Below are 25830 nucleotides of genomic sequence, written 5' to 3' on the forward strand. Positions count from 1 at the left end.
GGACGCGACCCGGCCGATCGGCCGACGGAAGTCCGGCTCATCGCCCGAGGTGTGGCCGGCCCGCCGGCCACAGGCTGAGACCAACTCTGGCTGAAGGGATCCATGATGAGGTCGAACCTGTACAGGCTGGGCCGGTACGCCGCCCGCCGGCCCTGGGTGGTGATCGGGGCCTGGCTGGTGATCGCCGCGCTCGTGGTCGCGGCCTCCGGTGCCTTCGGCAAGAAGCTCGAGGAGTCGTTCGGCGCGCCGGGCGTCGACTCGCAGTACGCGACCGATCTGCTGTCGGCCGCGGGCGCGGACCAGGCCGGGCTCACCGCGCAGGTCGTCGTCACGCCGTACGACGAACAGGCAACGCTCGCCGACCCCGAGCTGCAGGCCGCGTTGACGAAGCTCCGTGCGACCGCGGCCTCCTTGCCGCACGTGTTGTCAGCCAGCGACCCCGTGATCTCACCGGACGGCCGGGTGGGGCTCGTCCGGCTGCAGTACCCGGTGCTCGACCAGCTCGAGCCGAGCGATCTCGAGCAGCTCAAGACCCTGACCGCGGTGGATTCCCCGCTCCGGATCGAGCTCGGCGGCGACCTGTTCTACGCGTTCGAGGAGGGGCCGACCGGCCTCAGCGAGGCGATCGGGCTGTTCGCCGCGATGATCGTGCTGCTGCTCGCGTTCGGGTCGATCATCGCGATGGGGCTGCCGATCGGGATGGCGGTGTTCGGGCTCGCGCTGTCGATCAGTTCGCTGTCCCTGGTCACCTATCTCGTCGACCTGCCCAGCTGGGCGCCGATCCTCGGCAGCATGATCGGGCTCGGCGTCGGCATCGACTACGCGCTGATCATCGTCACCCGGCATCGCGAGTTCCTCGCTCGCGGAATGGATGTCGAGGAGTCGGTCGGGCAGGCGGTCGCGACGGCGGGACGGGCCGTGCTCTTCGCCGGTGGGACCGTGGTGATCGCGATTCTCGGGCTGGTCGTGGCCGGCGTACCGTTCATGACCGCAGGCGGGATCGCGATCTCGCTGATCGTGCTGACGATGGTGCTCGCGTCGCTCACGCTGCTGCCGGCGTTCCTGGGGCTGGCCGGGCACTGGATCAACCGCTTGCGGGTCCGACGAGTCCGCAGCGCCCCCGGGTTGGGTTGGCAGCGATGGGGTGGGCACGTGTCCAGGCACGCCGTCGCGTACGCCGTGGGTGCCACCGTCCTGCTGCTCGCGCTGGCCGCGCCGGTGCTCGCACTGCGCGTCGGTACGCCGGACGACGGCGCACTCCCCGTGCAGCGGACCGAGCGACGGGCGTACGACCTGGTCGCCGCGGGATTCGGTGCCGGGAGCAACGGTCCGCTGGTGATCGCGATCGACGTGTCGCGCGATGCGGGCGTCGTGCAGCCGCTGTACGACGCCGTACGGGCTGATCGCGGGATCGCGTCGGTCGCGCCACCGGAGGTGAACACGGCGGCGGGTGTCGCGACGCTGATCGCCGTACCGACGACCGGACCGCAGGACGGCGCCACGATGACGACCGTCGAACGGTTGCGTGGCGAGGTGTTCCCGTCGGTGCTGCGGGGCAGTCCGGCGAAGGCACACGTCGGCGGCCAGACGGCGACGCTCGCGGATGTCGGTGCCAAGGTCAACGATCGGCTGCCGTGGTTCATCGGCGCGGTGATCCTGCTGTCCGTCGTACTGCTGACCGTGGTTTTCCGGTCGATCGTCGTACCGCTGAAGGCGGCGCTGATGAACTTGCTCAGCATCGGCGCGTCGTTCGGCGTGATGGTGATGGTGTTCCAGTGGGGTTGGGGCGCGGACTTGATCGGGCTGGAGACGACGCTGCCGATTCTGCCGTTCATCCCGATGTTCATGTTCGCGGTGGTGTTCGGGTTGTCGATGGACTACGAGGTGTTCCTGCTCTCGCGGATCCGGGAGGAGTACGTGCGGACGGGCGACAACACGGCGTCGACCATCCATGGGATCGCGACCACCGGGCGGGTGATCACGTCGGCGGCGCTGATCATGATCGCGGTGTTCGCGAGCTTCTCGCTGGCTGACGATCCGACGGCCAAGATGTTTGGGCTGGGGTTGGCTACGGCTGTGCTGATCGATGCGACGGTGGTGCGGTTGGTGCTGGTGCCGGCGCTGATGAAGCTGCTGGGGGATGCGAACTGGTGGCTGCCTGCGCGGTTCGGGCGGCGGACTGCCGATCAGTCCAGTACGCCGCACAGGGAGCGCGTCGTGGCTCGCTGATGCCGTCGGGCCCGCCCACGCTTCGTGGGCGGGCCTTGTGTCACGGACGGAGCTTCCCGAAGACGACTCGGGCCAGCAGCGCGACCAGCACAAACGCGATGAGCCCGGCCAGGGCGACCACCGAGACAACGCGGGCGGCGTTGGTGGCCAGGGTCAGCTTGGTCGTGGTCTTCGTGAAGCCTTCGGTCAGGAGCGCCAGACCGGCGAGCATCAGGAAGCCGGTGGCGGCGAACGCCAACACGATCCAGTGATGGCCACCGAGGGTTGCTGTGGCGGTGAGTCGCGACGATTGGTCGAGCCAGGGCCCGAAGGTGTACATCCAGATGACAGCCATCAGGTCGGCTGCCATCAGGGTCCACATGCTGACGGCGGAGTAAGAGGCACTGCGGTGGGGCCTGCGTTGCAGCATTTGTCACCACCTCCGAACTTCGAGGGAGACAGGCAGAGGACCATCGAACGCCGGTGGATCAGCGTCGGTACGGCCTTGGACGGTGACGCCATCTCTACTGAATCACTGACCCCACCTCGGAGCCAGTAGATTCTATGTAACTACAGTAGATCTGGGTGTAGTCACCTGCAATATGGTGCGCTTGCTTGAACCCAACCGTTATCTGCCGCTACGGTACGCAGGATGCGCGCGACGGACCGTGAGTTCCGAACCCGTTCATCACTGGTTTCAGCGCCACGCTGCGATGTTCTGGTGTTACAGGTGTCTTCGGGTGTAGACAGGTATACGGTTACCGACGCGGGCCTGAAGATCGATACAACTCGGGAGTGATCTTGGCCCCTTCATCAGAGGCCGCACGACTAGCGACGCGGCTTCGCGGCCTTCGAACCTCGCACGGGTCGAAGCTGACCCAGGCGGAGCTGGCGCGCGCTCTCAGCAAGGAGACCCGGGTGGCTGTCGCCACGATCAGCTCGTGGGAGTCGAAGACCGACCCCAAGCTGCCACCGAAAGACCGTTTGCACGCTTACGCGCGCTTCTTTGCCCGGACTCCGCCAGCCAACGGCACTCCGCACCTCCCTGGCGAGCAGGAGCTGACGGCGGGGGAACGCGAGCGTTTCCAGACGCTGCACCAGGAGCTTCTGAACCTCCGCGACGCGGTGCGCGGCGTCGCGGATTCACCGTCCGACGGTTCCATCCTTTCCTTCAAGGATGGTCCGATCACGATCATCTGCCCGGAGGTTCCGGCCGCCAACCGGTCGTCGCTGGCCAGGGAAGAGAACCCCAACTACACCGAGGCCTACCGCTACGCGGACCTCGACGCACTGATCGAGCTGTGGGGCCAGATCCGTGCCTCCAACCCCGAACTGAAGGTGACGCGCTGGCTGGCAGCAGAGGTCGTCCCGAGCGAGATGAAGGGCCATCTCGTGGTACTCGGCGGCATCGGCTGGAACCTGGTCGCCGACCGGTTGCAACGAGAACTGAGAGATCTCCCGATCCAGCAGGTCGAGGTCTCAGACCTGAAGAACGGCGAGATCTTCCGATCGAGCGAGCCCGGTGGTCCTGAGTTCCGTCCGGTGTGGAAGGAACGGGCGAACGCTGATCTGGCAGCCGTCGGGACGAAGCAGATCGCGGCAGACCAGACCGAAGACGCGTGGCGGGGCGGCAAGCCTCGTCGCCTGGTAGAGGACGTCGCGTTCCTGGCTCGATTGCGCAATCCGTACTCACCCCACGGCACTCTTACCATCTGCAGTGGCGTCTACAGCCGAGGTGTGCTGGGCGCGGTCCTCGCGCTGACTGATGACGATGTCCGCGAACGTAACGCGGCATACATCGCCAGCCGTTTTCCCAAGGGATCATTCGCAATGCTGATGCGGGTCCCGGTCGTGAACGGTAAGGCGGGCGCGCCCGACCTGGACATCCGCGAGAACCGCCTCTACGAGTGGTCGCCGAACGAGGACCCCACCCCCTGAGCCGCCGGCCCGGCTCGACCCGACCTGTTCCCAACCTCCATCCATAGCGCGATCGCCGGACGAAGCCTCGACTCACCGCTTCCCGGCTTCGTACGAAAGGCCCCCGGTGCAAGAGCTTCACGGGTTCCACGAATCCCGGCCATCTGTCCACCGCCTGGAATCAGGCGATTGGCAGATCCTCAAGGACTTGCGCGTGCAGGCGCTGGTCGACTCCCCCGACGCGTTTCTTGGTGACGCCGCGGCAGAGAAGGATTACGGCGAGAAGTACTGGCACCAGGAACTGTCCCGAAACGTCTGGCTGGTGGCGACGTACAACGGGACAGGAATCGGACTGGCAAAGCTCAACTGCGCCGCGGACGACGGCGTGCATGTCGAGGCGTTGTGGGTCGCCCCGGGCCGACGCCGGCGCGGGGTCGGCCGTCAGTTGATGTCCGCGGTCGAGGATGTCGCAGTGGCGAGAGGGGTCAGGCAACTGAAACTCTGGATTTTCACTGAGAACGACGCAGCCCGAGCGTTCTACCTGAAGCTCAGTTACCAGGAAACGCCGTACAAACAACCCATCAAGGCAAACGGGCGCATCATGTGCGAAGAGGAGTACGCAAAGCATCTGTAGGTGAACTCCCGTCCCGGGCAGAAGCGGTTCAGTACGAAGCACCTCATCTCCGGCAGCAGCCCTTTCAGGCTTCGGTGAACTGGTGCATAATTCCAGGTGGCCGAGCGCTCGTCACCGTCCTTGCGGCGCTCAGTACAGCGCGCCTTGACGACATCTCTCGGGGGTAGACCAATGGCTGCTGCGCCACTGGGTTCGGGACTCGTCGCACTCGATGTCGTTGACGGCGAGGAGTGATCTTGGCTCCATCACCTGAGGCCGCGCGACTGGCGACGAGGCTTCGCCGCCTCCGCACTTCACACGAGCCGAAACTGACGCAAGCGGACCTGGCGCGCGCGCTGAGCCAAGCGTCTCCGGTGGCCGTCGCGACCATCAGTTCATGGGAGTCGCGGACCAACCCCAAACCGCCGCCGGCGGAACGACTCCACTCCTACGCGCTCTTCTTCTGCTCAGACCGATCGCGCACCGAACCTGGGTACCTCGTCCCCGAGGACCAGCTGACGTCGCACGAACGAAGCCGATTCGAGGATCTGCACGAAGAACTTGTCGCACTCCGTACGTCGGCCTACGCCCCGAATCGCGGATCATCGACCAGCGGATTGTCGACCTGGACCTTCGACAGCGATCCGATCACGATCATCTGTCCCGAGGCGCCGTTGGCCGAGCGGCCTCCAATGGCGAACGAAAAGAATCCGAACTACACCCGGATGTTCCGGTACGCCGACCTGGATGCCCTGATCGAGCTGTGGGGGCACATTCGTGCGTGTAACCCCACCGCGAACGTCGTACATCGGCTGCCTTCAGAGGTGGTGCCCGATGATTTGTCCAGCCATGTTGTCGTTCTCGGCGGCGTCGGCTGGAACCGAGTCATGAAGCGCATGCTGAAGGCGCTGCGAGAGATGCCGGTGTCCCAGGTCGAGGTCGACGCACTCAAAACAGGCGACATCTTTCGAACCAGTGGGGCTGACGGTCGCGAGTACTGGCCGGTGTGGGATGACGCCGCAGACGGAGGTCGCGGACTGCTGGAGGATGTCGCGCTCCTCGCAAGGGTGCGGAATCCGTACAACCACAGTCAGACTCTCACGATCTGCAACGGCATCCACAGCCGCGGTGTCGTGGGGGCGGTCCGAGCGCTCACCGATAACGCCGTGCGGGAACGCAACGAGGCTTTCCTCGCCAGCCGATTCCCTGGTGGAGAGTTCGCGTTGCTGTTGAGAGTGCCGGTGCTGAACAGTGAGGCACTCTCTCCCGATCTCGAGATCGACTCGAACCGACTTTACGAGTGGTCGCCGAGCGTTGAAGCAGCGGCAGAATGAGCGCTTCGCTCAAGCATGTGGCGTCGCACGCCTCGTTGTTGCGTGACGTGTCAGCCGTTTCGCCGGAGCCGTCGACCGCTCACCTCGACGCGATCGTCGTACCGGCGTCCCGTCCGAACCTGCAGCGTCTCATCAAGTTGTCCGCGGTGCTGTCGGTTCCGTTGGTGGTGTTGTGCAGCCGGCGGGCGCGAATCCAGAAAGTGGCCGAGCAGGTCAAGGCCACCCCGGATGCACGGGCGCTCGTTGTCGACGTACCCGATCGGTATCAGCTGCTCGAGTTTCGTCCGCGGACGTCCGCGAAGGCCTTTCGAACAGCCAGTGCCGGGCGGTCCAGCGATCTGAGCATGAAGCGCAACATCGGTTTGGTCCTGGCCCGTTTGCAGGGCTGGGAGAAGATCCTGTTCGTCGACGACGACATCGATCAGATCAGCCTCGGCGATGTCGCACGTTTCTCGAACCTGCTCGACCGCCATCCGGTGGCGGCGATGGCGAGCACGCATTTCCCGGACAACTCGGTGGTTTGTCACGCACGCCGGCTTGCAGGATTCGGGCAGGACGTGTTCGTCGGGGGCGCCGCACTCGGCGTCAACACGCAGCACACAGCGGTCTCGTTCTTTCCCGATATCTACAACGAGGACTGGTTCTTCTTCGCCCAGCATGCCGCGGAACGGTCGCTGCCGAAGATCGGCGAAGTTCGGCAGGACGAGTACGACCCGTTCGCTGATCCTGAGCGGGCCGCGTGCCAGGAGTTCGGCGATCTGCTCGGTGAAGGTCTCTACGCGCTGTTCAGCGGTAGGCCGGGGTTGGACCTGAAGGATCAGCTGGATGTCGCGACCAGCGACGATCACTGGCGACTCTTCATCGAGGACCGGCGAGCGATGATCCAGGCCACGTCCGAACGTCTTTCCGCGCGGCGTGGCGGCGGTTGGTCATCGGTCCAGGCCTCGCTGCTCAGAGCCGGTGAGCAACTGGCGTCGATCTCGCCGAAGGTCTGCGCCGAATTCATTCAGCAATGGCGCATCGACGACGAAAGCTGGCAGCGGATCATCCCCCGGCCGGACACCGCCCTCAGCGAGGCCGAGGCCATGGACGCACTGCACCTGACGGATTGGATCCCCCGCGACTAGGTGCGTGGGACGTCGTTCAAGGTGGTGTGGGGTTGGGCCGATTCCTGCCGCGGGTGGGCTCGTTGACGACAAGTTCTTTCTGTACGCCGTACCGGACGCGGTCGTAGTTGGTAAAGGTAGTGACTCCTACGCCGGACGACCGGCCCGGGGTGGACCTCGGGCCGGCGTACGGGGTCAGGACGTCACACGGGAGCGGGCGGCTTGGCGCCAGGCTCGGGCTGACTCGTTGAGGGCGTTGTTTTTGTGGAGGTCGTAGGTGGTGAGGGCCGGGGTGGCGTCGAGGGGGCATTGGGTGGCCCATTGGCCGGAGGAATTGAGGATGCCGGCTGCTGTGTCGGGGAGGTCGGGGTTGGTGGAGACGGCGAGGCTGAGCCAGAAGTGGTTGATGGCGGCGGTGGCGGGGGCTACTGCGGCTACGGCGTCCTGGCCGGCGGTGAGGCCGGTGGTGGCGTAGGAGAGGAGGACCGCGTCGACGTCCTGGCGGACGTAGTCGATGAAGATCTCGGGGATGTGGGCGTCCATGCCGACCGCGAGGCCGAAGCGGTAGCCGTCGAGGTCGAAGGTGACGGGCTTCGTGCCTGCGGTGTACATGTGGTTGAGCTTCGTGGTGGAGAGGGTGCGTTCGTCGTACCGGGTGACTTGCTTGCCGTGGTCGTCGAAGACGTAGAGGGAGTTGTGGGGGCGGGCATCGGGTTGCTGGTGGAGGGAGGCGATCGCGGTCCACAGGCCGAGCTCTGCGCTGAGGGCGGCGATGCTTGCGAGCTGCTCGTCGAGGACTTGCCACTGGGCCTTGGTCCAGTCGGAGTTGCCGACGGTGTCGGGGCCGAGTTCGGACATGACGTACTTGCTGGGGAAGCAGAGGGCGCCTTCGGCGAAGTGGACCAGGCGGGCGCCGGCCTTGGCGGCCTGGCGCATGAAGGTGCGCACTTCGGCCCCGCTCTCGCGGAGAGCCTCGGCGTCAGTGGGGTCTTGGCGGACGGTCGACTGGGCGACGGCGATCCGCAACGTAGGGTCTTCCGGCATGTCTTCTCCTGAGGGAGCTGGACGGAAGTGCCGGAGGGCAGCCGTGTAGGACTCGCCCGTTTTGGCGGCGCGGGCGCGGACCCGTCGCTTGAAGTTCCTGTGCGCTGTCATCTGGCCTTCCACGCACTCGTCCGCGATCCCCCAGCGATCCCGTCCGAGGCGGATGACCAGGACGAGCGGCCCGAGATCGTGGATCCCTTTGCCTTCTGAGGAGGACCGGGCTGGGGCCGGTCGACGAAGGTGAGGCGCGGGCCGCGCCGGACCTCCATCTTGACCGAGGCCGGGCGGGGGCGTCAAACAGCATGCGGGTGTCGGCGTGGCTCGGTAGGGTCGCGGCGTCGACGGAGGACGGAGATCGGGATGAGTGTGCCGGTGCTGATCGTGAGCGGCCCGGTGGGCGTCGGGAAGAGCTCCGTCGCGCACGAGATGTTCGACCAGTTGATCGACCGCGACATCGCGCACGCGGTGATCGATCTCGATGCCTTCGGCATCAGTTGGCCGTACGGCGAAGGTGATCCGTACAACGAGCGGATGGCGCTGCGGAACCTCGCGTCGGTGTGGGCCAACTACGCCGCGAGCGGGGTCGATCGGGCGGTCATCGCGCGGGTGGTCGAGGCGGAGGCGGACCTGGCGGCGTACCGGGAAGCGATTCCGGGGGCCGAGATCCAGGTGTGCCGGTTGGTGGCGTCGGCGGGGGTGCTGACGGAGCGGGTACGGCGGCGGGAGGTCGGGTCGTCGTACGACGTGCTGGTACGGCGGTCTCTCGAGTTGGCGGAGAGTCTCGAGGTGTCGGGGCCTGCGGACTTCGTGGTGGAGACGAGTGGGCGGCCGCTGGCGGAGATCGCAGTCGAGGCATTGACCAAGGCGGGATGGATCTAGCTGTGCCTGGCGTGCTGCGGGAGGCTGCGGCCGAGGCGCCTGGTGGAGCGGGGGTCTATCTGTTCTTGGGTGCTTCGGGTGAGGTTCTCTACGTGGGGAAGGCGGGGAACCTTCGGCAGCGGTTGGCGCAGCACGCGGCGGCGAAGGGGCCTCGGGTGGGGTTGGCGAAGAGGTATGACCTGGTACGGCGGGTGGTCTGGGAGGTCGCTGCTTCCGAGGAGGCGGCGGCCTGGCGGGAGTCGGAGTTGATCTTCGCGCTGCGGCCGCCGTACAACGCGAACACCGGGGTGCGTGGGGTCGCGGCGGTGGGGCAGGATGCTCGGATTCCTTACGTGGTGGTGCGGGAGGGGGCCGCGGGGGTGCTGCGGTTCGGGTTGGAGACTGCGGTTCCGTCGGACGGACGGGCTTATGGGTGCTTTCCGCATCTGGGGAAGGGAGTGGCGTCGTCGCTGGGGATCGCTTGCAGCGATGGGTACACGGCGTTGCTTCGGTTGCTGTGGGCAAGCGGTGGGGTTGGCCAGTTGATGCCGGGGGCAATTACACGGTCGGCGCCGGAGCAGTTCTCGGTGGTGATCGACGAGGGGATTCGGCCGGCGTTGCACGGGTTTCTGAGTGGGGCCCGGGGCAAGCTGGTCGACGAGTTGTTGCTGGGTGCGAGCGGCCGGCCGGCGTTCATGATGCCGGCGCTGCGGCGGGACCGGGAGGCGGCGCTGCGGTTCTTCGCGGGTGGGCCGAAGCTGGTACGGGAGCGGCGGCTGCGGCACGGCGTACGGGGGCGAGTGCTTGAGGTGGAGACCTATCGGCGGCTGGTGTGCGAGGAGATCGCGCCGGTGATCAGGGGCTGAGGGGTTCGGTCCAGCGCCACCAGGCGGATTCGCCGTCGATGTAGAGGAGGTACTCGGTGACGGGGGTGCCGTCGGGTGACTCCAGGGTGAGGGTGGCGCGGATCTGGGCGGAGGCGGCGGCCCAGGCTTCCTCGGTGGTTTCCAGTTCTTCGAAGAGCTGTTTGACCTCGTCGAAGGCTGGAGTGGGTTCGACGTGCGCCTGGAGCCAGGGGTAGTCGGCGCCGACGACGACCAGGTCGGCGACCAGTTCGTCGCCGCGCTTGAGGTGCCAGATCTGCGTGCGGTCCTTCACGGGATCGAGCCTAAGCGCTGCGGGAGTGGCAGGTAGGTTTTGGGTATGGCGCGGCGACTTGGAGCGGGGCAGACGGCTGAGGTTCACGTGGTGGATGTGCGGACGGGGGTGAGTCGGCTCGTCTTTGCCTCCGAGGAGGTGCTGGTGGAGGCGCCGAACTGGTCGCCGGACGGGAAATGGCTGATTCTCAACGGGGACGGGGTGTTGTTCCGGCTGCCGGTCGCGGGTGGGGAGTTGGAGGAGATTCCGCTCGGGGGTGTGCCGGCGATCAACAACGACCACGTGGTGAGTCCGGACGGGGCGACGGTTTACGTTTCGGCGGAGGACGGGCATTTGTACGCCGTGACCGCGGGAGTGGCCCGGCGGGTGAGCAACGATCGGGGCGAGGGGTTTCGGTATTACCTGCACGGGATTTCGCCGGACGGTTCGCAGCTGGCCTACATCGGGATGGACAGCGCGCGGAACACCAACGTGTGGACGATTCCGGCGGCCGGCGGGGACGACGTACCGGTGACCAACGACGAGTTCGCGGACGACGGCGCGGAGTTCGGGCCGGACGGGGAATGGATCTACTTCAACTCCGAGCGGGCTTCGGCGAATGCGCAGCTGTTCCGAACGGCCGGCGGCGTGATCGAGCAGTTGACGCACGACGAGCGGGTGAACTGGTTTCCGCACCCGGCGCCGGACGGATCGGCGGTCGCGTACGTGAGTTTCCCGCCGGGGACGGTCGGGCATCCAGCCGACGTCGATGACGTGCGGGTGCGGTTGCTCGAGGGCGGGGAGATCCGGGAGATCGCGACGGTGTTCGGTGGGCAGGGCACGATGAACGTGCCGAGCTGGTCGCCGGACAGCAGGTCCTTCGCGTACGTCGCGTACCCGGTCCGATAACTCCTTCGCGGACGGCGTACGCCGAGTTGTAGGTTCGCCGCATGGTGACGGTGGAGCGGGTGACGGCCGAGCACGCGGACGCGTTGCTGCGGTTCGAGCTGGAGAACCGGGAGTACTTCGCGCGGGTGATCCCTGATCGGGGCGACGCGTACTTCGCCGAGTTCCCCCAGCGGCACGCGGAGCTGCTGGCGTACCAGGAGGCCGGGACCGACCACTTCCACGTCCTGGTCGACGACGGCCGGATCGTCGGCCGGGTGAACCTGGTGAAGATCGTCGACGGCACCGCCGAGCTCGGCTACCGGATCGCGGAGTCGGCCGCCGGGCGCGGGCTGGCGACGTGGGGGGTGCGCGAGGTGCTCGGTACGCCGTACGGGCTGAGGCAGATCACCGCGCGCACGACCGCGGACAACGTGGCGTCTCAGAAGGTCCTGGCCCGGGTCGGTTTCCTGCGTACCGGCGAGATGGAGCTGAACGGCAAACCCGCCTACAGCTTCGTGCGCGCGGCAGGGCCTGTGGACGAGCTGCAGCGCGGGGGATCGGCGAGCGGTTAATCTGAGGACATGACTGCGCAGCCGGTTCAGGGCCCCGGGGACGACCCCGCGGAGATCCTACGTGTGCTGCCGCAGCGGTGGCACGAGCAGTTCCTGACCGAGTACCACCAGGCGCTGGACGCGGCACACGAGGTCTGGCGGTTTCGCCAGCTGCGCGACGTACTGCACGCGTGGCAGCTGAGGGCGGTCGCCTACAGCAACCCAGCCTTCGACGAGGCGGCAGCCGCTGCCCGAGAGAGCCGCGACGAGGAGTTCGTCCCGGCCGACCAAGTCCTACCGGGTTGGCCTGACCGGCCGTGACCTATCGCGTGGAGTTCCACGCGACCGCACTTGCTCAGCTCCACGGACTCCCGACGGAGGCCTTTGGGTTGCTTTCGTTCTATCTCGACGACGATCGGGAGCTGCTCCGGATCTTCGACGTGACATGGGTGGGATGAGCTGTTCCCGATGACAGTGCGTGGTGTTATTGGGGGCATGGGTGTCTTGGACGAGGTGCTGATGAAGGCGTTTGCTCGGCCGGAGGGGGCGGTCGGGCGGGCTGGTGGGTGGGTGATGGCTCGGGCCAACGGGGCGACCGAGAAGTATCTCGTGGAGATGGCGGGGCTGCATGGGAAGGAGCAGGTGGTCGTGCTGGGGCCGGGGCCTGGGATCGGGTTGCGGGCGGCTGCTCGGTACGCCGGGGTGGTGGTGGGGGTGGATCCCTCGAAGGAGATGCTGCTGGTGGCGAAGCGGCGGTTGCGGGAGCTGGTGGAGAGCGGGAAGGTCGAGCTGATCCACGGGGAGGCGGCGGACACGCATCGGCCGGATCGGTCGGCGAGTGTGGTGCTGTCGGTGAACAACGTGCAGCTGTGGCCGGATCGGGCGGCGGGGCTGGCCGAGATCAAGAGGATCCTGAAGCCGGGTGGGCGGGTGCTGATCTCGGTGCACGAGCGGTGGGCGCCGGAAGGACTCGCCGATGAAGTCGCGGCACGAGGGTTCGAGGACGTCGTGAGCAAGACCTGGCAGCCGCCGACGCGGACCGCGGGGCGGGCGCTGATCGTCAAGGGTCACACCAGCAGCTCCGCCAGCTGATCGGCGAGGGTCACACGAGCAGCTCGGCCAGCTGATCGGCCAGGTCGATGCCCAAACGCGGCTGGCGGTGGAGGCGTTCCCACAAAGCCGAGCTGACGGCTCGGGCCTGGGTCGCGCGGCGGGACAGGTCGAGGTCGACCTCGGCGGCTTCGCTGTACGTCGCGAGGCGGCGGAGCACGCCGCCGGACAGATCGTCGGCGATCTCGTCGATCCGGTCGCGAACGATCGTCGCCGCGTCGAAGGCGGCGCTGCCGGCCAGGCCCTTGGGGTCGATGACGAGCCAGGGTTCACGCTCGGCGCGCAGAATGTTGGCGAAGTGCAGGTCGCCGTGCAGCATCGTGTCGGTCGTGTCATCCCCAAAGGCCACAATCGTCTCCAGCGCGGCGTCGATCAGGCGAGCCGGCAGCGGATGGCCCAGGTGCTTGCTCTAGGCAAGCAGTTGCCGCGACCAACCAGGCAGCGTGGAGGTCAGGCGCGGGATCCCGGCAGGAGCCGGTACGGCGAGCCGCCGCGCCAACCCACCCGCGACCGTCCACGGATCTTCGGTTGCCGAGGACAACGTCTGGCCGGAGACCCGTTCCAGCAGCAGGGCGAAGTCCGCATCGTCCCGCTCGAGCAAACGAACCGCCCCAACACCTGACCAGACGCACAGGGCTGTCGATTCGAAGCGGTTGCCCGGATGCGGGAACGAGAGCTTCAGGACGACAGCCTCACCGTCCCGTACGGCGGGCACGATCAGCGCCACCTGACCGTGCACCGCCGGGCCGGTCGGCGTACAGCGCCATCGCCCGAGGTGGTGCTCGGTGAGGCCGGGGAGCTGTTCGATCCAGGTCCGGCCGGGAGCACCCTCTCGGGCGATGGTCTGCTCGGCGAAAGCGGCGGGAATCACCCGCACAACCTATGCGGCGGCCGCGGCCTCCGTCAGTTGCTCGGCGGTGGGCTGGATCTGCGGGGTGACCATCGTGACGAGCACGTTCGCGACCGCGAAGAAGGCGGCGATCAGCATCCCGCGCTGGAAACCCTCGACGAGCGCCTGCTGCTGGGCGACACCGGTGGCCAGAGCGTCCGTCGTACGGGTGATGGACAGCGTGGTGACGATGGCCAGCCCGAGCGCGCCACCCACCTGGTACATCGTGGTGACCGCACCGGAGGCCGCGCCGGCTTCGTGGTGCTCGACCTCGGAGACCGCCGCGATCTGCGCCGGTACTCCGACGCCGATGATGCCGAGCCCGAAGAGGATGAAGCCGGGCAGCAGCTCAGCGGCGTACGAGCCGCCGGCGTCCGCACGGGACAGCAGGACCAGCGCGGCCAGGCTAAGTACCGAACCACCGAGCTGGACGGTCCGGGTGCCGACCTTCTGGACCAGCTGCGACGCGGCGACCGCTCCGAGTACGGCGGCGAAGCCCATCGGGAGGAAGTGCACGCCCGCCTGCAAAGCAGAGTCGCCGAGGACCTGCTGCAGGTAGATCGCCGTCAGGAAGAACATCGACAGGAAGCCCGCGCCGTTCAGCGCCAGCGAAACGCTGGAGACGCTCAGCGCCCGCGACCGGAACAACCGCAGCGGCACCAGCGGCGCCTTCGAGCGGGACTCGACCAGGACGAAGGCGCCCAGGAGCAGCACCCCGCCGATGAGGAATCCGAGGACCTCGAAGGATCCCCAACCGCGGGGCTCGGCCCGGACCACGGCGTACACGATCGCCAGCAGACCACCCGTGCCCAGTACGGCGCCCGCGGTGTCGAAGCCGCGCGGCCGGTCCTCGTTGTGACGCATGTCCGGCACGAAGATCGGGATCAGCGCGACCAGCGCCAGCACGATCGGCACGTTGACGAAGAACACCCACTGCCAGCTGAGCGAGTCGACCAGTACGCCGCCGGCCACGACGCCGAGCGTCCCGCCGAGTCCGGCCAGGCCGCCCCAGACGCCCATCGCGATGTTGCGTTCGCGACCGTGCGCGAAGGTCATGGTGAGGATCGCCAGCGCGGCCGGCGAGAGCAGCGCGCCGCCGAGTCCTTGGATCGCGCGGGCCCCGATCAGGAACTCCGGCGTCGTGGCCAGCCCACCGATCAGCGAGGTGACGCCGAACAGCAGCAGCCCGGCGATGAAAACCCGTCGGGGACCGAGCAGGTCGGCCATCCGGCCGCCGAGCAGCAGGAAGCCACCGAAGAGCAGGGTGTACGCGCTGATCACCCACTGCAGCGTCTCGGCCGAGAAGCCGAGGTCGGCCTGGATGTCGGGCAGCGCGACATTCACGATCGTCACGTCCAGCACCACGATGAACTGCGCCAGGGCCAGCACCGCCAGGGTGGCCCAGGGACTGCGTTGCTTCACAACTACCTCGCAAGGTCTACGTCGTAGGTATACGCTGTAAGCTGACGTCGTACACGCTAGGTCTACGGTGTAAACTTGTCAACATGCCCACCCTCACGAAGCGCCTCGACCCCACTCAGGTCGTCGACAGCGCGCTGGAGCTCGCCGACACCGAGGGCCTGGACGCGGTCACCCTGCGGCGGCTCGCGCAGCTGCACGAGGTGACGCCGATGGCGCTCTACCGGCACTTCGCCGACAAGAACGACCTGCTCAACGCGCTCGGCGACCGGCTGCTGGCCGACATCGAACTGCCGGCGCCGTCGGACCAGCCGTGGGACCGACGGTTGCACCAGATGCTGACCGCGTTCGTCGACGCACTGCGGCCGCACCCGCGGGTGGCCGGGCTGACGCTGACGCGGATCCTGGTCGCCGAGCCCGGTCTGGAGATGGCCGAGCGGACGATGGAGCTGCTGGTCGAGGGTGGCTTCGACACCGACTACGCCGCCGAGGTCGGCCGGCAGTCGATCTGCTCGCTGATCACCCTGGTCACCACCGAGCCCGGCGCCGGCGAGAACCCCGAGCCGGCCGCCCGCGAGCAGGGCCTGCGGCTCAAGCGCGCCGCCCTCGGCGCTCTCGACCCGAAGCGCTACCCGCTGATCACCAGCGCCGCGGACACGCTGATCTGCCCGACCTCCACCGACCAGTACTACGCCCTCGGCGTCGACCTGGTCGTCGCCGGCATCCGAGGCGTCCGCGACGCATGACCACCAGCATCCTGACGTACCTCGAGCAGACCAGCCCGTACGACGTCCGCCCGGCCAAGGACAGCACGGCCGAGATCCGTCGTGTGGAAGAGGTCTCCCCCGAGTTCGCCCGCTACTTCTACAGCTCGGTCGGCGGCGACTGGCACTGGACCGAGAAGCTCAAGTGGGACTGGGCCCGCTGGATCGGGCACCTGACCAGACCGGCCTTCGAGACCTGGGTCGCGTACGCCGGCGGCGTACCGGCCGGCTACATCGCCCTGAAGGGCGAGGGCACCGAGGTCGAGGTGGAGAACTTCGGGCTCCTCCCCAGCTTCATCGGCCGGGGCATCGGCGGGCACCTGCTCACCGTGGGGCTGCAGCAGGCGTGGACCTTTCCGGAGCGGCACCCGGAGCTCAGCGAGGTCACCCGCGTCTGGCTGCACACCAACACGCTCGACGGCCCCCACGCACTCGCCAACTACAAAGCCCGCGGCCTGCGCCCCTATAAGACAGAGCAGGAAGAGCGCCCGGACGCCGATGGGCCGCCGCCCGGGCCTTGGCCCGGGGCTAATCGCTCAGCTGCTCTTTGAGCTCCGCCGTCTGGTCGGCGAACCCGGCTGCCTCAAGCTGTTCGAGTACGGCGGCCGCCGGGCCGCCGGTGCGGATCAGCAGCTCGGCCAGGTAGAGCAGCACCGGCAGGCGCTCCTCGTCCGTGGCGTCGGCATGCCGGTGAAGCGCCGTCTCGAGGATGCGGATCCCCGCCGCCTCCTCGCCGCGCGTGTCGGCCTGGCGTGCGGCGTTCAGCAGCGCGCGCTCGAACCGGTCGCCGGTCTCGGCCTCCTCGGTGACCGCGCTGATCCGCAACCAGTTCCCGGCCGGGTCGATGACGGAGAAGCCCGCACCCGCGCCCTGCTTGCGGCGTGGCCGGGTGATCCGCGGCAGCCCGGCGATCGGCAGCTTCCCGTACGCCGTACGCAGGCCGGCCGCGAACTCGTCGTACAGGGCCTGGGTGTCGGGGACGGCGACGATCACGCTGAACAGAGAGTTCTCCACGTCGTACCCGGGCAGGCCGAAGAACTGCAGGTCGAAGCCGTCGTCGCGGGTCACGCCCAGGCACGGGTACGGGCGGTCCTGGCGGTAGGTCAGCCGGAAGTCGAGTGCCTCGTAGAACGGCAGCACGTCGTCGAGGTCGCGGCAGGGCAGGAGCGGAATCGTCCGGACACTCATGTCGCACACCGTACCGTACAGTGTACGGCTTGACGAGTCCCCGGCCGGTCGGGCGACACCGAGTGGGCCGGGGGCCTACGCTCCGAAGAGTCGTCAGACCACTACACGGAGGTTCCTTATGGCGGGCAAGTTCGAGCTGTACGAGGACAAGTCGGGTGGCTTCCGGTTCCGGCTGAAGGCCGGCAACGGCGAGGTGATCGCCAGCAGCGAGAGCTACAAGACCAAGGCCGGCGCCCTGAACGGGATCGAGTCGATCAAGAGCAACGCCCCGGGCGCGGACGTCGACGACCAGACGTCCTGACCGCAGCCGGTCGCAGCCGACGGCAGGGCACCCGCGAGGGGCCCTGCCGTCGGCGCGTTCTGCCCCGGGTCAGAGACCAACCTCGTGGACGACCTCGCGGACCTCGACCCCCAGGCCTTCGATCCCGGCGTCCGGGATCATCGCGGCCAGCTCCTCGGCCCGCTCGCGCGACGCGCAGTCCAGCAGGTAGTAGCCGGCCAGGAACTCCTTCGCCTCCACGAACGGCCCGTCCGTCACCGCCGGGACGCCGTCGCGCACCTTGACCACCGACGACTTGGCCGGCTCGGCCAGCGCGACCGTGCTGTGGAACTCCCCCGACTCCTGCACCGTGGTCAGGAACTTCTCGTGCCCACTGAAGACCGCCTGCTGCTCGGCCTCGGTCAGCGCGCTCAGGACGTCGGGGTTGATGTTCAGGACTACCAGGTACTTCACGAGTGTCTCCTCCGGTTCCGGCTCCCGGAGTGGGAACCGCTCGACATCAGTACGGAGCCGTCCTGCCCGTCTTGACATCGCGATGCTACGAACTCCGGCGGCCACCCGGTGAGCTTGCCGGACGGCGGGCCGGGCAAGGACTTCTCTCCGGCCATCGAGGACACGCTGATTTCCCTGCTGAACAAGGTAGTTTCAGCCTCATGCTGACCTTCGAGGACGTCCAGGCCGCCGCCGATCGGATCGCGGGAGCGGCACACCGTACGCCGGTCCTGACGTCGCGCACGCTGAACGAGCGGGTCGGTGCGGAGGTGTTCCTCAAGGCCGAGAACTTCCAGCGGATCGGGGCGTTCAAGTTCCGGGGCGCCTTCAACGCGGTCAGCCGGCTGACCGCGGAGGAACGCGCCCGCGGCGTCGCGGCGTACTCGTCGGGCAACCACGCCCAGGCGGTCGCGCTGGCGGCGCGGCTGGCCGGGACCCGCGCGGTGATCCTGATGCCGGCCGACGCGCCGCCGACGAAGGTCGCGGCCACTCGCGGGTACGGCGCGGAGGTCGTCACCTACGACCGCTACACCGAGGACCGGGCGGCCCTGGCGACGAAGCTGTCGGAGGATCGCGGGCTGACGCTGATTCCGCCGTACGACCACTACGACGTGATGGCCGGGCAGGGCACGGTCGCGCTCGAGCTGATCGAGGAGACCGGGCCGCTCGGCGCCCTGCTCGTCCCGGTCGGAGGCGGCGGGCTGATCGCCGGCTGCGCGACCGCGGCGACGGTCATGTCCCCCGGAATCCGGGTGATCGGTGTCGAGCCGGCCGCCGGCGACGACCACGCCCGGTCGCTGGCGGCCGGGCACCGGATCGAAATCGAGGTGCCGCGGACGATCGCCGACGGCCAGGCGGTCTCGATGCCGGGCGAGCTGACCTTCGTGGTGAACCAGCGGCTGGTCGAGGCGTTCGCGCTGGTCACCGACGACGAGATCCGGGCCGCGATGGCGTTCGCGTTCGAGCGGCTGAAGGTCGTCCTCGAGCCGAGCGGCGCGAGTGCGTTGGCCGCGCTGCTGGCGGGCCGGGTGCAGGACCTCCCGGAGCGGGTCGGAGTGGTGCTTTCAGGCGGGAACGTGGGCCTGGAGAGGTTCCGCGAGCTGCTCGGCGAAGGGCAGCCTGAGCACTGACTGTGCCCGTTGTCACACAGCGCGACTTTCGACTGTGACCCAGGTCACGAAAACTGGCTGTGCGGCCGCCTGAACGCCGCTCAGACACGCTCAGGACACCAGATGTTCAGCCACAGTCGTTGACCCGTCAGAGAGGCGCTCAGGGCCTTTTGGGAGGGTCCCTGTGGATCTGAGGGTTTGCGTCGTGACCGTTCTGTTATACAGTCGTCGGCGGTTCGACAAATTAGACGAACTGCATGTGTGTCAACGCCGAGCTCTGCCAGGCACACATGTTCCCCTCGAACAACCATGGCAGAGGTGGGGGACCCAGGATGTTGGGTCCCGGCCGTGAGTGGCCGGGTCCCTGGGGTGAAGTCCGCGGGAGCGGACCGGGCGATCGACTTCCAGCCCGAACCCGACAGCTAACTCCGCAGGCGTCGGGAGACAACCATGCCCGTCACTGCCCGACGGACAGCGCTTCTGCGCGCCGTCACCACGAGCGAATCCAGTACCCGGCCGACCGGACGGACGCTGGCCAAGCACCGCAAGACCAGCAAGTCCTCGGCTCCCCGGGCCGCGGCCGCCGTCCTCTCGGTCGGCCTGGCCGTCTCCGGTGGAGCGGCGCTCAGCGTCGTCGCCCCGGCCGACACCGCCCACGCGGGAACCTCGAAGACCTCCTCGGCCGCCTGGGCCCGGGGCAACAAGGCGATCAGCACCAAGCCGCTGCTGCGCTACGGCGACGCCGGTTCGGCCGTTCGCTACGTCCAGCGCTCCCTCGACGTCCCGGCCGGCGGCTGGTACGGCTCGGCCACCCGCACCGCGGTGGCGAACTTCCAGCGTCGCGTGGGCCTGCCCCGCAGCGGCTCGATGACCGTGAACACCTGGCGCTCGCTGTTCTACGCGGCCAGCCACGGTCTGCTGCACGGCGGCTCCGGCAAGGCGACGACCTTCCAGGCCAAGGTGCTGAAGGAAGCCGCGAAGCTCAAGGGCACGCCGTACCGCTACGGCGGCACGACGACCAAGGGCTTCGACTGCTCGGGCTACACCGGCTACGTCTACAAGAAGGCCGGCAAGAAGCTGCCCCGCACCTCGCGTCAGCAGTACAGCGCGACCAAGCACATCAGCCGCAAGGCGGCCAAGCCGGGCGACCTGGTGTTCTTCAAGAGCGGCGGTGGCAGCGTGTACCACGTCGGCATCTACGCCGGTGGCAACACGTTGTGGCACGCCTCGAAGCCGGGCAAGCCGGTCGCGAAGGCGAAGATCTGGAGCTCGAACGTGGCCTTCGGCCGCAAGTGAGGCTCCGGGCCGGGGTGACCCGGTCCATGCCGTCAGCGAGACCGGATCCCCCCTCCGGTCGCTGACCTGAAACCGGCCGTGCGTCGCCGCCCCACCCCTCCGGCGGCGCACGGTCGGTTTCCTTTGTCCGACACCGCCTCTTTACTCGTCCAGGAGCCCCGCGTCGTGGGCCAGGATCGCGACCTGCACCCGGTTGGTGGCGTTCAGCTTCACCAGCACCCGGGAGACGTGCGCCTTCACCGTCGCCTCGCTCATGAACAGCGTCCTGCCGATGTCGGCGTTCGACAGCCCCTTCGCGACCGCCGCGAGCACCTCACGCTCCCGGTCGGTGAGCGCGGTCAGCCGCGCCCGCGCGTCCCGCTGCCGGTCCGTCCGCGGATCCGCCGCGAAGTGCCCGATCAGTCGCCGGGTCACCGCCGGCGACAGCATCGCCTCGCCGGCCGCGACCACCCGGACCGCCTGCACCAGCTCGCGCGGCGGAGTGTCCTTCAGCAGGAACCCGCTCGCCCCGGCCTGCAGCGCGCGAAACACGTAGTCGTCCAGGTCGAACGTCGTCAGCACGACGACCTTCGGCGGGTCCGGCAGCGCCTGGATCTCCCGCGTCGCGGCCAGCCCGTCCAGCCGGGGCATCCGGATGTCCATCAGGACGACGTCCGGCCGGTGCTCGCGGACCATCGCGGCCGCGTCGGCGCCGTCCTCGGCCTCGGCGACCACCTCGAGGTCCTCGTCGGACTCCAGGATCATCTTCAGCCCGGCCCGGACCAGCGCCTCGTCGTCGACGATCAGCAGCCTTGTCATGCTTCTCCTTCTCGGCCGTCCGACCAGGGCAGCCAGGCCTCGACCTGCCAGCCGCCGTCGGGCGTGGGTCCGGTGGTCAGCTGACCACCGGACAGGGTGACTCGTTCGCGCAGCCCGACCAGTCCGGCGCCCGAGCCCGGAAGTAGTGACCCGGCAGCGACCGGCCGCACGTTCGTCACCCGCACGGTGACGCCGTCCCCCTCCGCACCCCGTACGACGACCTCGGTGGTCGCGCCGCGCGCGTGCTTGTGGACGTTGGTCAGCGACTCCTGGACGAGCCGGTAGACGGTCCTGCCGACCAGCGCCGGTACGCCGTCCGGCAGGTCCAGCTCGCTCCGGACGTTCACACCGGCCGCCCGCGAGTCGTCGACCAGGCGGGCGAGGTCGGACGCCTTCGGGACCGGCGCCAGGTCGGCGCCGTCCTCGCTCACGTCGGCCCGGAGCACTCCGAGGACCTCCCGCAGGTCCTCCATCGCCTGGCGGGCGGTCTGCCGGATCAGCCCGGCGGAGCTCTCCACCTTCTCCGGGCCGACCGCGGGGTTCACCTCCAGGCCACCGGCGTGCAGCGCGATCAGCGACACCTTGTGGGCGAGTACGTCGTGCATCTCCTGGGCGATTCGGGCCCGCTCGCCCAGCTTGGCCTGCTCGGCCCGCAGCTCGCGCTCCGCCTCGGCCCGCTCGGCCCGGTCCCGCAGCGACACCATCAGGTCGCGCCGCGCACCGACGTACGCGCCGACCGCGACCCAGCTGCCGACCAGGAACGGGCCGGTGAACAGGAGCACGTACGGATCGGTGTTCTGCTGCCAGGAGGACCCGACGTACGCCGCGTAGCCGGCCAGGCTGAGGACGGCGAGCCAGACGTCCCGGCGACGGATCGACAGCGTCAGCAGGGCCAGGCCCATCGGGACGAAGATCTGCGCCGACGCCATCGCCAGGATGCCGATCACGGTCACGGCGATCGGGTACCGCCGGCGCCACCACAGCACCAGCGAGGCCAGCACCCCGATGCCGAGCACGATCCAGCTCTTGGTGATCCAGCCTTCCCGGCCGCCGGCGCCGGCGGCCTGGGCGACGATCGTGAGCAGGCTGAAGCCGATGTAGATCAGGTCGCGGAAACGCGGCGCGTGCCGGAGGAACCAGGCGTACCACCGGCCGAACCTGGTGAACCACCGGCGCAACCATCGCATTCGGTCAGCGTAGTCGCGCTGCGTCATACCTTTCGTCCCCCTCACGGGGGTCCTGGAGTCGCGCCGCGGGCGACTTTCGTAGGGGGCCGGTCGAGACGGTCGGTCGATGTGGCGAGGGGGTCCGGCGGGCCAGAGTGGTGGACATGATCACCGTCGAGAACCTGAGCAAGCGGTACGGCAGCACCACGGCTGTCAGCGATGTCTCCTTCACCGTCCAGCCCGGCAGCATCACCGGCTTCCTCGGGCCCAACGGTGCGGGCAAGTCGACCACGCTGCGGATGCTGACCGGGCTGACCCCGCCCACCTCCGGCACCGCCACCATCAGCGGCAAGCGGTACGCCGACCTGCCGAACCCGGGGCGGGTCGTGGGCGTCATGCTCGACGCCGCGGCGCAGCACCCGGGCCGCACCGGCCGGGAGACGCTGGCGCTGAACGCGAGCGTGCTCGGCGTACCGAAGTCCCGCGCGGACGAGATGCTCGAGGCCGTCGGTCTCTCCGGCGCCGCGAAGCGCCGGGTCGGGCAGTACTCGCTCGGCATGCGGCAGCGGCTCGGCATCGCCAGCGCGCTGCTCGGTGACCCGGCCGCGCTGATCCTGGACGAGCCGGCCAACGGCATGGACCCCGAAGGCATCCGCTGGATGCGCGGCCTGCTGCAGGACTTCGCCGCCCGCGGCGGCACCGTGATCCTGTCCAGCCACCTGCTGGGCGAGGTGCAGGCGACCGTCGACCGGCTGGTCGTGATCGGAGGCGGCCGGATCGTCGCCAACGGCTCGCTGGACGAGCTCCTGGCCGGCAGCGGCACGCTGGTCCGCGGCCTGGACCCGATCGCGCTGAACCAGGCGCTGACCGCGGCCGGGCTGAGCCTGGAGCCGCTGCAGGACGGCGCCCTGCGCGTCGACGCCACCGCCGAGCAGGTCGGCCGGGCGGCCGCCGCGGCGGGCCAGATCCTGCTCGAGCTGCGCGAGAGCGACAGCGCCGGCCTGGAGGAGCTGTTCTTCCAGCTGACCACCCCGACCGCCGTCGCGGCCTGACCACTTCTTCCACCAGGAGCTTCTGACATGACTGTCACCGAAATGACCACCCCGGCACCGGCCGCGGCCGGCAAGCACCGGGCCGCCGCGGTCTCCACCAGCCTGCCGCCCGCGCGCGGCCAGTCCTTCGCCAAGCTCGTCGGCATCGAGCTGCGCAAGTCCGTGAACACCCGCAGCGGCCGGGTCCTGATCCTGGCCATCCTGGCCCTCGCCGTCGCGGCGCTGGTCTGGGAGCTCACCCACCTGGGCGACGGGCCGGCCCGCTTCGACGGGTTCCTCGGGGCCGCGTCGACCGGGGTGCTGCTGATCCTGCCGGTCATCGGCGTGATGGCGATGACGAGTGAGTGGACCCAGCGGACCGCGCTGACCACGTTCACGCTGTCGCCGCGGCGGGTCCGGGTGCAGCTGGCCAAGTTCGTCTCGGCGGTGCTGCTGAGCGTCGTCGTACTGACTGTCACGGCGCTGATGGCCCTGGCCGCTACCGCGATCGGTGGCGCCGTCGGCGGCGACGGTACGACGTACGCCGGGATCGGCGGAGCGCTGGCCGGGGCCTACCTGAGCACCGCGCTGAACGTCGTGATGGGCGCCGCCTTCGGTGCCGTCATCGCCCAGACCGCGGCCGCCGTGCTGGTCTTCTTCGTCGCCCCGACCGCCTGGGCGCTGGCCGGCCCGGCACTGTTCAAGGACAACGCGAACTGGCTGGACGTGTTCGGCGCCTTCGGCCGGATCGCGGAGCGTGACCTGCACGGGATGCTGCCCGAGACGCTCACCGCGGTCGCGGTCTGGGTCGTCCTGCCGACCGTGGTCGGACTGTGGTCAAGCTCACGTCGTGAGGTGAAGTAGACAGCGCTCCCGAGCGCAAAAGACGCGGTGGGCCTGACCGGTTTGAGGGGACCGGGCAGGCCCACCGGACTGTCATCGGAGGTCCGGGGGCGTCCGACCAGGGGGCGGTGCGTGTGTCGATCCCCGGCTCCGGGTAACCTAGAACCACGATTACTGACGACTGATCCGTGGGCGCCACGCTGCGTACCCGGTTGACTTGTGCGAGGGGGTCGACGCTATGGGGCGCGGCCGTGCAAAGGCCAAGCAGACGAAGGTCGCTCGCGACCTGAAGTACCGCACCTGGGACACCGATCTGGACCAGCTCAAACGAGAGCTGGCCGGCGGGGACGACGGTGGCGGTACCCGTTCTGCAAACGGTGACGCCGACACAGACGCCGGCGATGACGCCGACGACTACCACCCCCGTCGGTAAAGCAACAGCAGCTTCAGTGACTGGTCCAAGCGCCTAGGCGCCTGGGCCAGTCGGCTGTGCTCGACGACGGATTTCGCCACACCGGTACCGCAGGTCATGTCAGCCTGCCGTTTTTCGGTTCCCCGGTGCGGCCGTTGCGACGGTGGCGCTCACCCGCGGTGAACGCCACCTGAGCAGTCACACGCCTGGACCACGAGGCACTTCGTCGTCCCCAGGCGCTGTCGTCCTCGCCGCCTTCCGGCGTCAGCTCGCGTAGTCGCCCTGCAGCTCGACGCCGGTGGTGCCGGTGCTGACCTCACCGCAGACCCACGCGGGGATGTCCCGCTCGGCCAGGACGGCGATCGCGCGGTCCGCGGCCCTCGGGTCCAGGACAGCGACCATGCCGACGCCCATGTTCAGCGTCTTCTCCAGCTCCAGCTGCGGTACGCCGCCGAGCTGACCCACCAGGCCGAAGACCGGCGCCGGCGTCCAGGTCGACCGGTCGATCCGGACCGCCAGCTCGTCCGGGATCACCCGGGCCAGGTTCGCCGCGAAACCGCCGCCGGTGATGTGCGACATCGCGTGCAGCGGGCGGTCGCCGTCGGTGTTCAGCGCCCGGATCAGCTCCAGGCAGTGCTTGGCGTAGACCCGGGTCGGGGTGATCAGCGTCTCGCCGAGGGTGCCGCCGAGCTCCGGGACCTCGCGGTCGAGCTGCCAGCCGGCCCGGTCGAAGAAGACGTGCCGGACCAGGGAGTACCCGTTCGAGTGCAGGCCGGACGAGGCCATCGCGACGATCACGTCGCCGGCCTTGACCCGCTCCGCGCCGAGCAGCTCGTCGGCCTCGACCACCCCGGTGGACGCGCCCGCGACGTCGTACTCGTCGGCCTCGAGCAGGCCCGGGTGCTCGGCGGTCTCGCCGCCGACCAGCGCCGTACCGGCCTCGACGCACGCCTCGGCGATGCCCTTGACGATCTGCGCGATCGTCTCCGGGACCACCTTGCCGGTGCAGATGTAGTCGGTCATGAACAGCGGCTCGGCGCCGCAGACCACCAGGTCGTCGACGACCATGCCGACCAGGTCGAACCCGATCGTGTCGTGCCGGTCCAGCTTCTGCGCGATCGCGACCTTGGTCCCGACGCCGTCGGTCGACGTCGCCAGCAGCGGCCGCCGGTACGCCGTCAGCGCGGACGCGTCGAACAGCCCGGCGAACCCGCCGAGCCCTCCGACCACCTCGGGACGGGTCGCCTTGGACACCCACTCCTTCATCAGCTCGACGGCCCGGTCCCCGGCCTCGATGTCGACTCCGGCGGCGGCGTAGCTCGCGCCCTGGCTCACGGTGTTCTCCTTCGTCGGCGGGACGGCGTCCCGGAAGTACGT

The 25830-nt window shown here is 68.7% G+C and carries 28 protein-coding genes, 1 pseudogene and 1 riboswitch; of the genes and pseudogenes, 19 read left to right on the top strand and 10 right to left on the bottom strand.

What is annotated here, in order from left to right; all coding sequences use genetic code 11:
* The first annotated feature begins 105 nt into the window (after positions 1 to 105).
* A complete protein-coding gene (locus tag ABD235_RS20550; protein ID WP_344176359.1) occupies positions 106 to 2229 on the top strand; it encodes an MMPL family transporter in 2124 nt (707 codons plus the stop codon).
* A gap of 40 nt (positions 2230 to 2269) precedes the next feature.
* Here the strand turns inward: ABD235_RS20550 and ABD235_RS20555 are convergent, their stop codons facing one another.
* Positions 2270 to 2578 (bottom strand): hypothetical protein, encoded by a 309-nt coding sequence (locus ABD235_RS20555; RefSeq protein ID WP_344176361.1) that lies wholly within the window; start codon positions 2576 to 2578, stop codon positions 2270 to 2272.
* A 548-nt stretch (positions 2579 to 3126) separates the two neighbouring features.
* Here ABD235_RS20555 and ABD235_RS20560 point away from each other — a divergent pair.
* The 4 genes from ABD235_RS20560 to ABD235_RS20575 all read left to right on the top strand — a co-directional run bounded on the left by ABD235_RS20560 (position 3127) and on the right by ABD235_RS20575 (position 7199).
* Positions 3127 to 4146, top strand: coding sequence for a hypothetical protein (locus ABD235_RS20560; protein ID WP_344176362.1), 1020 nt, complete (start codon positions 3127 to 3129; stop codon positions 4144 to 4146).
* Positions 4147 to 4339: 193 nt separating this feature from the next.
* Positions 4340 to 4759: a GNAT family N-acetyltransferase gene (locus tag ABD235_RS20565; RefSeq protein WP_344176364.1), complete on the top strand. Its 420-nt coding sequence runs from the start codon at positions 4340 to 4342 to the stop codon at positions 4757 to 4759.
* Between the two features lie 353 nt (positions 4760 to 5112).
* The gene (locus tag ABD235_RS20570; protein ID WP_344176366.1) at positions 5113 to 6072 is read left to right on the top strand and encodes a hypothetical protein; all 960 of its coding nucleotides are present in this window, start codon (positions 5113 to 5115) and stop codon (positions 6070 to 6072) included.
* Positions 6069 to 7199, top strand: coding sequence for a hypothetical protein (locus ABD235_RS20575; RefSeq protein ID WP_344176368.1), 1131 nt, complete (start codon positions 6069 to 6071; stop codon positions 7197 to 7199). Before ABD235_RS20570 ends, ABD235_RS20575 begins: the two co-directional genes overlap by 4 nt.
* 174 nt (positions 7200 to 7373) lie before the next feature.
* Here the strand turns inward: ABD235_RS20575 and ABD235_RS20580 are convergent, their stop codons facing one another.
* Positions 7374 to 8222, bottom strand: coding sequence for a carbon-nitrogen hydrolase family protein (locus ABD235_RS20580; RefSeq protein ID WP_344176370.1), 849 nt, complete (start codon positions 8220 to 8222; stop codon positions 7374 to 7376).
* Positions 8223 to 8582: 360 nt separating this feature from the next.
* Between ABD235_RS20580 and ABD235_RS20585 the strand changes: the two genes are divergently transcribed.
* Positions 8583 to 9101, top strand: coding sequence for a nucleoside/nucleotide kinase family protein (locus ABD235_RS20585; RefSeq protein WP_344176372.1), 519 nt, complete (start codon positions 8583 to 8585; stop codon positions 9099 to 9101).
* Positions 9092 to 9946, top strand: a complete 855-nt coding sequence (locus ABD235_RS20590) for a GIY-YIG nuclease family protein (RefSeq protein ID WP_344176373.1) — start codon at positions 9092 to 9094, stop codon at positions 9944 to 9946. Before ABD235_RS20585 ends, ABD235_RS20590 begins: the two co-directional genes overlap by 10 nt.
* Here ABD235_RS20590 and ABD235_RS20595 read toward each other — a convergent pair.
* Positions 9936 to 10238, bottom strand: coding sequence for a hypothetical protein (locus tag ABD235_RS20595; protein ID WP_344176375.1), 303 nt, complete (start codon positions 10236 to 10238; stop codon positions 9936 to 9938). The two genes, ABD235_RS20590 and ABD235_RS20595, sit on opposite strands and share 11 nt — an antisense overlap.
* 90 nt (positions 10239 to 10328) lie before the next feature.
* On the opposite strand from ABD235_RS20595, the gene ABD235_RS20600 reads away from it, so the two are divergent.
* The 4 genes from ABD235_RS20600 to ABD235_RS20615 all read left to right on the top strand — a co-directional run bounded on the left by ABD235_RS20600 (position 10329) and on the right by ABD235_RS20615 (position 12748).
* Positions 10329 to 11126: a TolB family protein gene (locus ABD235_RS20600; protein ID WP_344176377.1), complete on the top strand. Its 798-nt coding sequence runs from the start codon at positions 10329 to 10331 to the stop codon at positions 11124 to 11126.
* Positions 11127 to 11167: 41 nt separating this feature from the next.
* Positions 11168 to 11677: a GNAT family N-acetyltransferase gene (locus ABD235_RS20605; RefSeq protein WP_344176378.1), complete on the top strand. Its 510-nt coding sequence runs from the start codon at positions 11168 to 11170 to the stop codon at positions 11675 to 11677.
* Positions 11678 to 11686: 9 nt separating this feature from the next.
* Positions 11687 to 11977 (top strand): DUF6247 family protein, encoded by a 291-nt coding sequence (locus ABD235_RS20610; protein ID WP_344176380.1) that lies wholly within the window; start codon positions 11687 to 11689, stop codon positions 11975 to 11977.
* Between the two features lie 174 nt (positions 11978 to 12151).
* Positions 12152 to 12748 carry a class I SAM-dependent methyltransferase gene (locus ABD235_RS20615; protein ID WP_344176382.1) on the top strand — a complete coding sequence of 199 codons (597 nt, stop codon included), beginning with the start codon at positions 12152 to 12154 and terminating at the stop codon, positions 12746 to 12748.
* A gap of 10 nt (positions 12749 to 12758) precedes the next feature.
* Here ABD235_RS20615 and ABD235_RS20620 read toward each other — a convergent pair.
* Positions 12759 to 13643: pseudogene (locus ABD235_RS20620) on the bottom strand (aminoglycoside phosphotransferase family protein).
* A gap of 3 nt (positions 13644 to 13646) precedes the next feature.
* Positions 13647 to 15077 carry an MFS transporter gene (locus tag ABD235_RS20625; RefSeq protein ID WP_344176384.1) on the bottom strand — a complete coding sequence of 477 codons (1431 nt, stop codon included), beginning with the start codon at positions 15075 to 15077 and terminating at the stop codon, positions 13647 to 13649.
* Positions 15078 to 15160: 83 nt separating this feature from the next.
* Between ABD235_RS20625 and ABD235_RS20630 the strand changes: the two genes are divergently transcribed.
* On the top strand, positions 15161 to 15820 hold the full coding sequence (locus tag ABD235_RS20630; protein WP_344176387.1) for a TetR/AcrR family transcriptional regulator: 660 nt from the start codon (positions 15161 to 15163) through the stop codon (positions 15818 to 15820).
* The gene (locus ABD235_RS20635; RefSeq protein ID WP_344176389.1) at positions 15817 to 16389 is read left to right on the top strand and encodes a GNAT family N-acetyltransferase; all 573 of its coding nucleotides are present in this window, start codon (positions 15817 to 15819) and stop codon (positions 16387 to 16389) included. The genes ABD235_RS20630 and ABD235_RS20635 overlap by 4 nt, the downstream gene beginning before the upstream one ends.
* Here the strand turns inward: ABD235_RS20635 and ABD235_RS20640 are convergent.
* Entirely contained in the window at positions 16367 to 17026 is a 660-nt protein-coding gene (locus ABD235_RS20640; RefSeq protein WP_344176391.1) for a VOC family protein, read from the bottom strand. The two genes, ABD235_RS20635 and ABD235_RS20640, sit on opposite strands and share 23 nt — an antisense overlap.
* Before the next feature lie 118 nt (positions 17027 to 17144).
* On the opposite strand from ABD235_RS20640, the gene ABD235_RS20645 reads away from it, so the two are divergent.
* Positions 17145 to 17327, top strand: a complete 183-nt coding sequence (locus ABD235_RS20645; protein ID WP_344176393.1) for a YegP family protein — start codon at positions 17145 to 17147, stop codon at positions 17325 to 17327.
* Positions 17328 to 17396: 69 nt separating this feature from the next.
* On the opposite strand, the gene ABD235_RS20650 is transcribed toward ABD235_RS20645, so the two are convergent.
* Positions 17397 to 17759: a YciI family protein gene (locus ABD235_RS20650; protein WP_344176395.1), complete on the bottom strand. Its 363-nt coding sequence runs from the start codon at positions 17757 to 17759 to the stop codon at positions 17397 to 17399.
* Between the two features lie 200 nt (positions 17760 to 17959).
* On the opposite strand from ABD235_RS20650, the gene ABD235_RS20655 reads away from it, so the two are divergent.
* Complete coding sequence (locus ABD235_RS20655; protein WP_344176397.1) at positions 17960 to 18928, top strand: pyridoxal-phosphate dependent enzyme; 969 nt, start codon at positions 17960 to 17962, stop codon at positions 18926 to 18928.
* A 241-nt stretch (positions 18929 to 19169) separates the two neighbouring features.
* Positions 19170 to 19358, top strand: a riboswitch (cyclic di-AMP (ydaO/yuaA leader).
* On the top strand, positions 19358 to 20203 hold the full coding sequence (locus tag ABD235_RS20660; protein ID WP_344176399.1) for a C40 family peptidase: 846 nt from the start codon (positions 19358 to 19360) through the stop codon (positions 20201 to 20203). (Overlaps the previous riboswitch by 1 nt.)
* Before the next feature lie 141 nt (positions 20204 to 20344).
* Here the strand turns inward: ABD235_RS20660 and ABD235_RS20665 are convergent, their stop codons facing one another.
* Both ABD235_RS20665 and ABD235_RS20670 read right to left on the bottom strand, forming a co-directional pair.
* Entirely contained in the window at positions 20345 to 21001 is a 657-nt protein-coding gene (locus ABD235_RS20665) for a response regulator (RefSeq protein ID WP_344176402.1), read from the bottom strand.
* Positions 20998 to 22188 carry a sensor histidine kinase gene (locus ABD235_RS20670; protein WP_344176403.1) on the bottom strand — a complete coding sequence of 397 codons (1191 nt, stop codon included), beginning with the start codon at positions 22186 to 22188 and terminating at the stop codon, positions 20998 to 21000. The genes ABD235_RS20665 and ABD235_RS20670 overlap by 4 nt, the downstream gene beginning before the upstream one ends.
* Positions 22189 to 22331: 143 nt before the next feature.
* Here ABD235_RS20670 and ABD235_RS20675 point away from each other — a divergent pair, with 143 nt between their 5' ends.
* From ABD235_RS20675 to ABD235_RS20685, 3 genes are all read left to right on the top strand, one after another.
* Complete coding sequence (locus tag ABD235_RS20675; protein WP_344176405.1) at positions 22332 to 23219, top strand: ABC transporter ATP-binding protein; 888 nt, start codon at positions 22332 to 22334, stop codon at positions 23217 to 23219.
* 27 nt (positions 23220 to 23246) lie between these two features.
* Positions 23247 to 24062 carry an ABC transporter permease gene (locus tag ABD235_RS20680; protein WP_344176407.1) on the top strand — a complete coding sequence of 272 codons (816 nt, stop codon included), beginning with the start codon at positions 23247 to 23249 and terminating at the stop codon, positions 24060 to 24062.
* A 217-nt stretch (positions 24063 to 24279) separates the two neighbouring features.
* Positions 24280 to 24474, top strand: coding sequence for a DUF3073 domain-containing protein (locus ABD235_RS20685; protein WP_344176409.1), 195 nt, complete (start codon positions 24280 to 24282; stop codon positions 24472 to 24474).
* Positions 24475 to 24717: 243 nt separating this feature from the next.
* Here ABD235_RS20685 and purM read toward each other — a convergent pair whose 3' ends face one another.
* Positions 24718 to 25788, bottom strand: coding sequence for a phosphoribosylformylglycinamidine cyclo-ligase (gene purM / locus ABD235_RS20690; RefSeq protein ID WP_344176411.1), 1071 nt, complete (start codon positions 25786 to 25788; stop codon positions 24718 to 24720).
* Positions 25789 to 25830: the final 42 nt, after the last annotated feature.

The sequence above is a fragment of the Kribbella lupini genome, from assembly GCF_039529595.1.
Classification (GTDB): Bacteria; Actinomycetota; Actinomycetes; order Propionibacteriales; family Kribbellaceae; genus Kribbella; species Kribbella lupini.

Coding starts and splice junctions, on each gene's coding strand:
- ABD235_RS20555 (WP_344176361.1), bottom strand. CDS start 2,578: ATGGCAGCCGACCTGATGGCTGTCATCTGGATGTACACCTTCGGGCCC.
- ABD235_RS20660 (WP_344176399.1), top strand. CDS start 19,358: ATGCCCGTCACTGCCCGACGGACAGCGCTTCTGCGCGCCGTCACCACG.
- ABD235_RS20550 (WP_344176359.1), top strand. CDS start 106: ATGAGGTCGAACCTGTACAGGCTGGGCCGGTACGCCGCCCGCCGGCCC.
- ABD235_RS20635 (WP_344176389.1), top strand. CDS start 15,817: ATGACCACCAGCATCCTGACGTACCTCGAGCAGACCAGCCCGTACGAC.
- ABD235_RS20580 (WP_344176370.1), bottom strand. CDS start 8,222: ATGCCGGAAGACCCTACGTTGCGGATCGCCGTCGCCCAGTCGACCGTC.
- ABD235_RS20640 (WP_344176391.1), bottom strand. CDS start 17,026: ATGAGTGTCCGGACGATTCCGCTCCTGCCCTGCCGCGACCTCGACGAC.
- ABD235_RS20605 (WP_344176378.1), top strand. CDS start 11,168: ATGGTGACGGTGGAGCGGGTGACGGCCGAGCACGCGGACGCGTTGCTG.
- ABD235_RS20630 (WP_344176387.1), top strand. CDS start 15,161: ATGCCCACCCTCACGAAGCGCCTCGACCCCACTCAGGTCGTCGACAGC.
- ABD235_RS20665 (WP_344176402.1), bottom strand. CDS start 21,001: ATGACAAGGCTGCTGATCGTCGACGACGAGGCGCTGGTCCGGGCCGGG.
- ABD235_RS20685 (WP_344176409.1), top strand. CDS start 24,280: ATGGGGCGCGGCCGTGCAAAGGCCAAGCAGACGAAGGTCGCTCGCGAC.
- ABD235_RS20585 (WP_344176372.1), top strand. CDS start 8,583: ATGAGTGTGCCGGTGCTGATCGTGAGCGGCCCGGTGGGCGTCGGGAAG.
- ABD235_RS20680 (WP_344176407.1), top strand. CDS start 23,247: ATGACTGTCACCGAAATGACCACCCCGGCACCGGCCGCGGCCGGCAAG.
- ABD235_RS20575 (WP_344176368.1), top strand. CDS start 6,069: ATGAGCGCTTCGCTCAAGCATGTGGCGTCGCACGCCTCGTTGTTGCGT.
- ABD235_RS20645 (WP_344176393.1), top strand. CDS start 17,145: ATGGCGGGCAAGTTCGAGCTGTACGAGGACAAGTCGGGTGGCTTCCGG.
- ABD235_RS20590 (WP_344176373.1), top strand. CDS start 9,092: ATGGATCTAGCTGTGCCTGGCGTGCTGCGGGAGGCTGCGGCCGAGGCG.
- ABD235_RS20670 (WP_344176403.1), bottom strand. CDS start 22,188: ATGCGATGGTTGCGCCGGTGGTTCACCAGGTTCGGCCGGTGGTACGCC.
- ABD235_RS20675 (WP_344176405.1), top strand. CDS start 22,332: ATGATCACCGTCGAGAACCTGAGCAAGCGGTACGGCAGCACCACGGCT.
- ABD235_RS20610 (WP_344176380.1), top strand. CDS start 11,687: ATGACTGCGCAGCCGGTTCAGGGCCCCGGGGACGACCCCGCGGAGATC.
- ABD235_RS20655 (WP_344176397.1), top strand. CDS start 17,960: ATGCTGACCTTCGAGGACGTCCAGGCCGCCGCCGATCGGATCGCGGGA.
- ABD235_RS20615 (WP_344176382.1), top strand. CDS start 12,152: ATGGGTGTCTTGGACGAGGTGCTGATGAAGGCGTTTGCTCGGCCGGAG.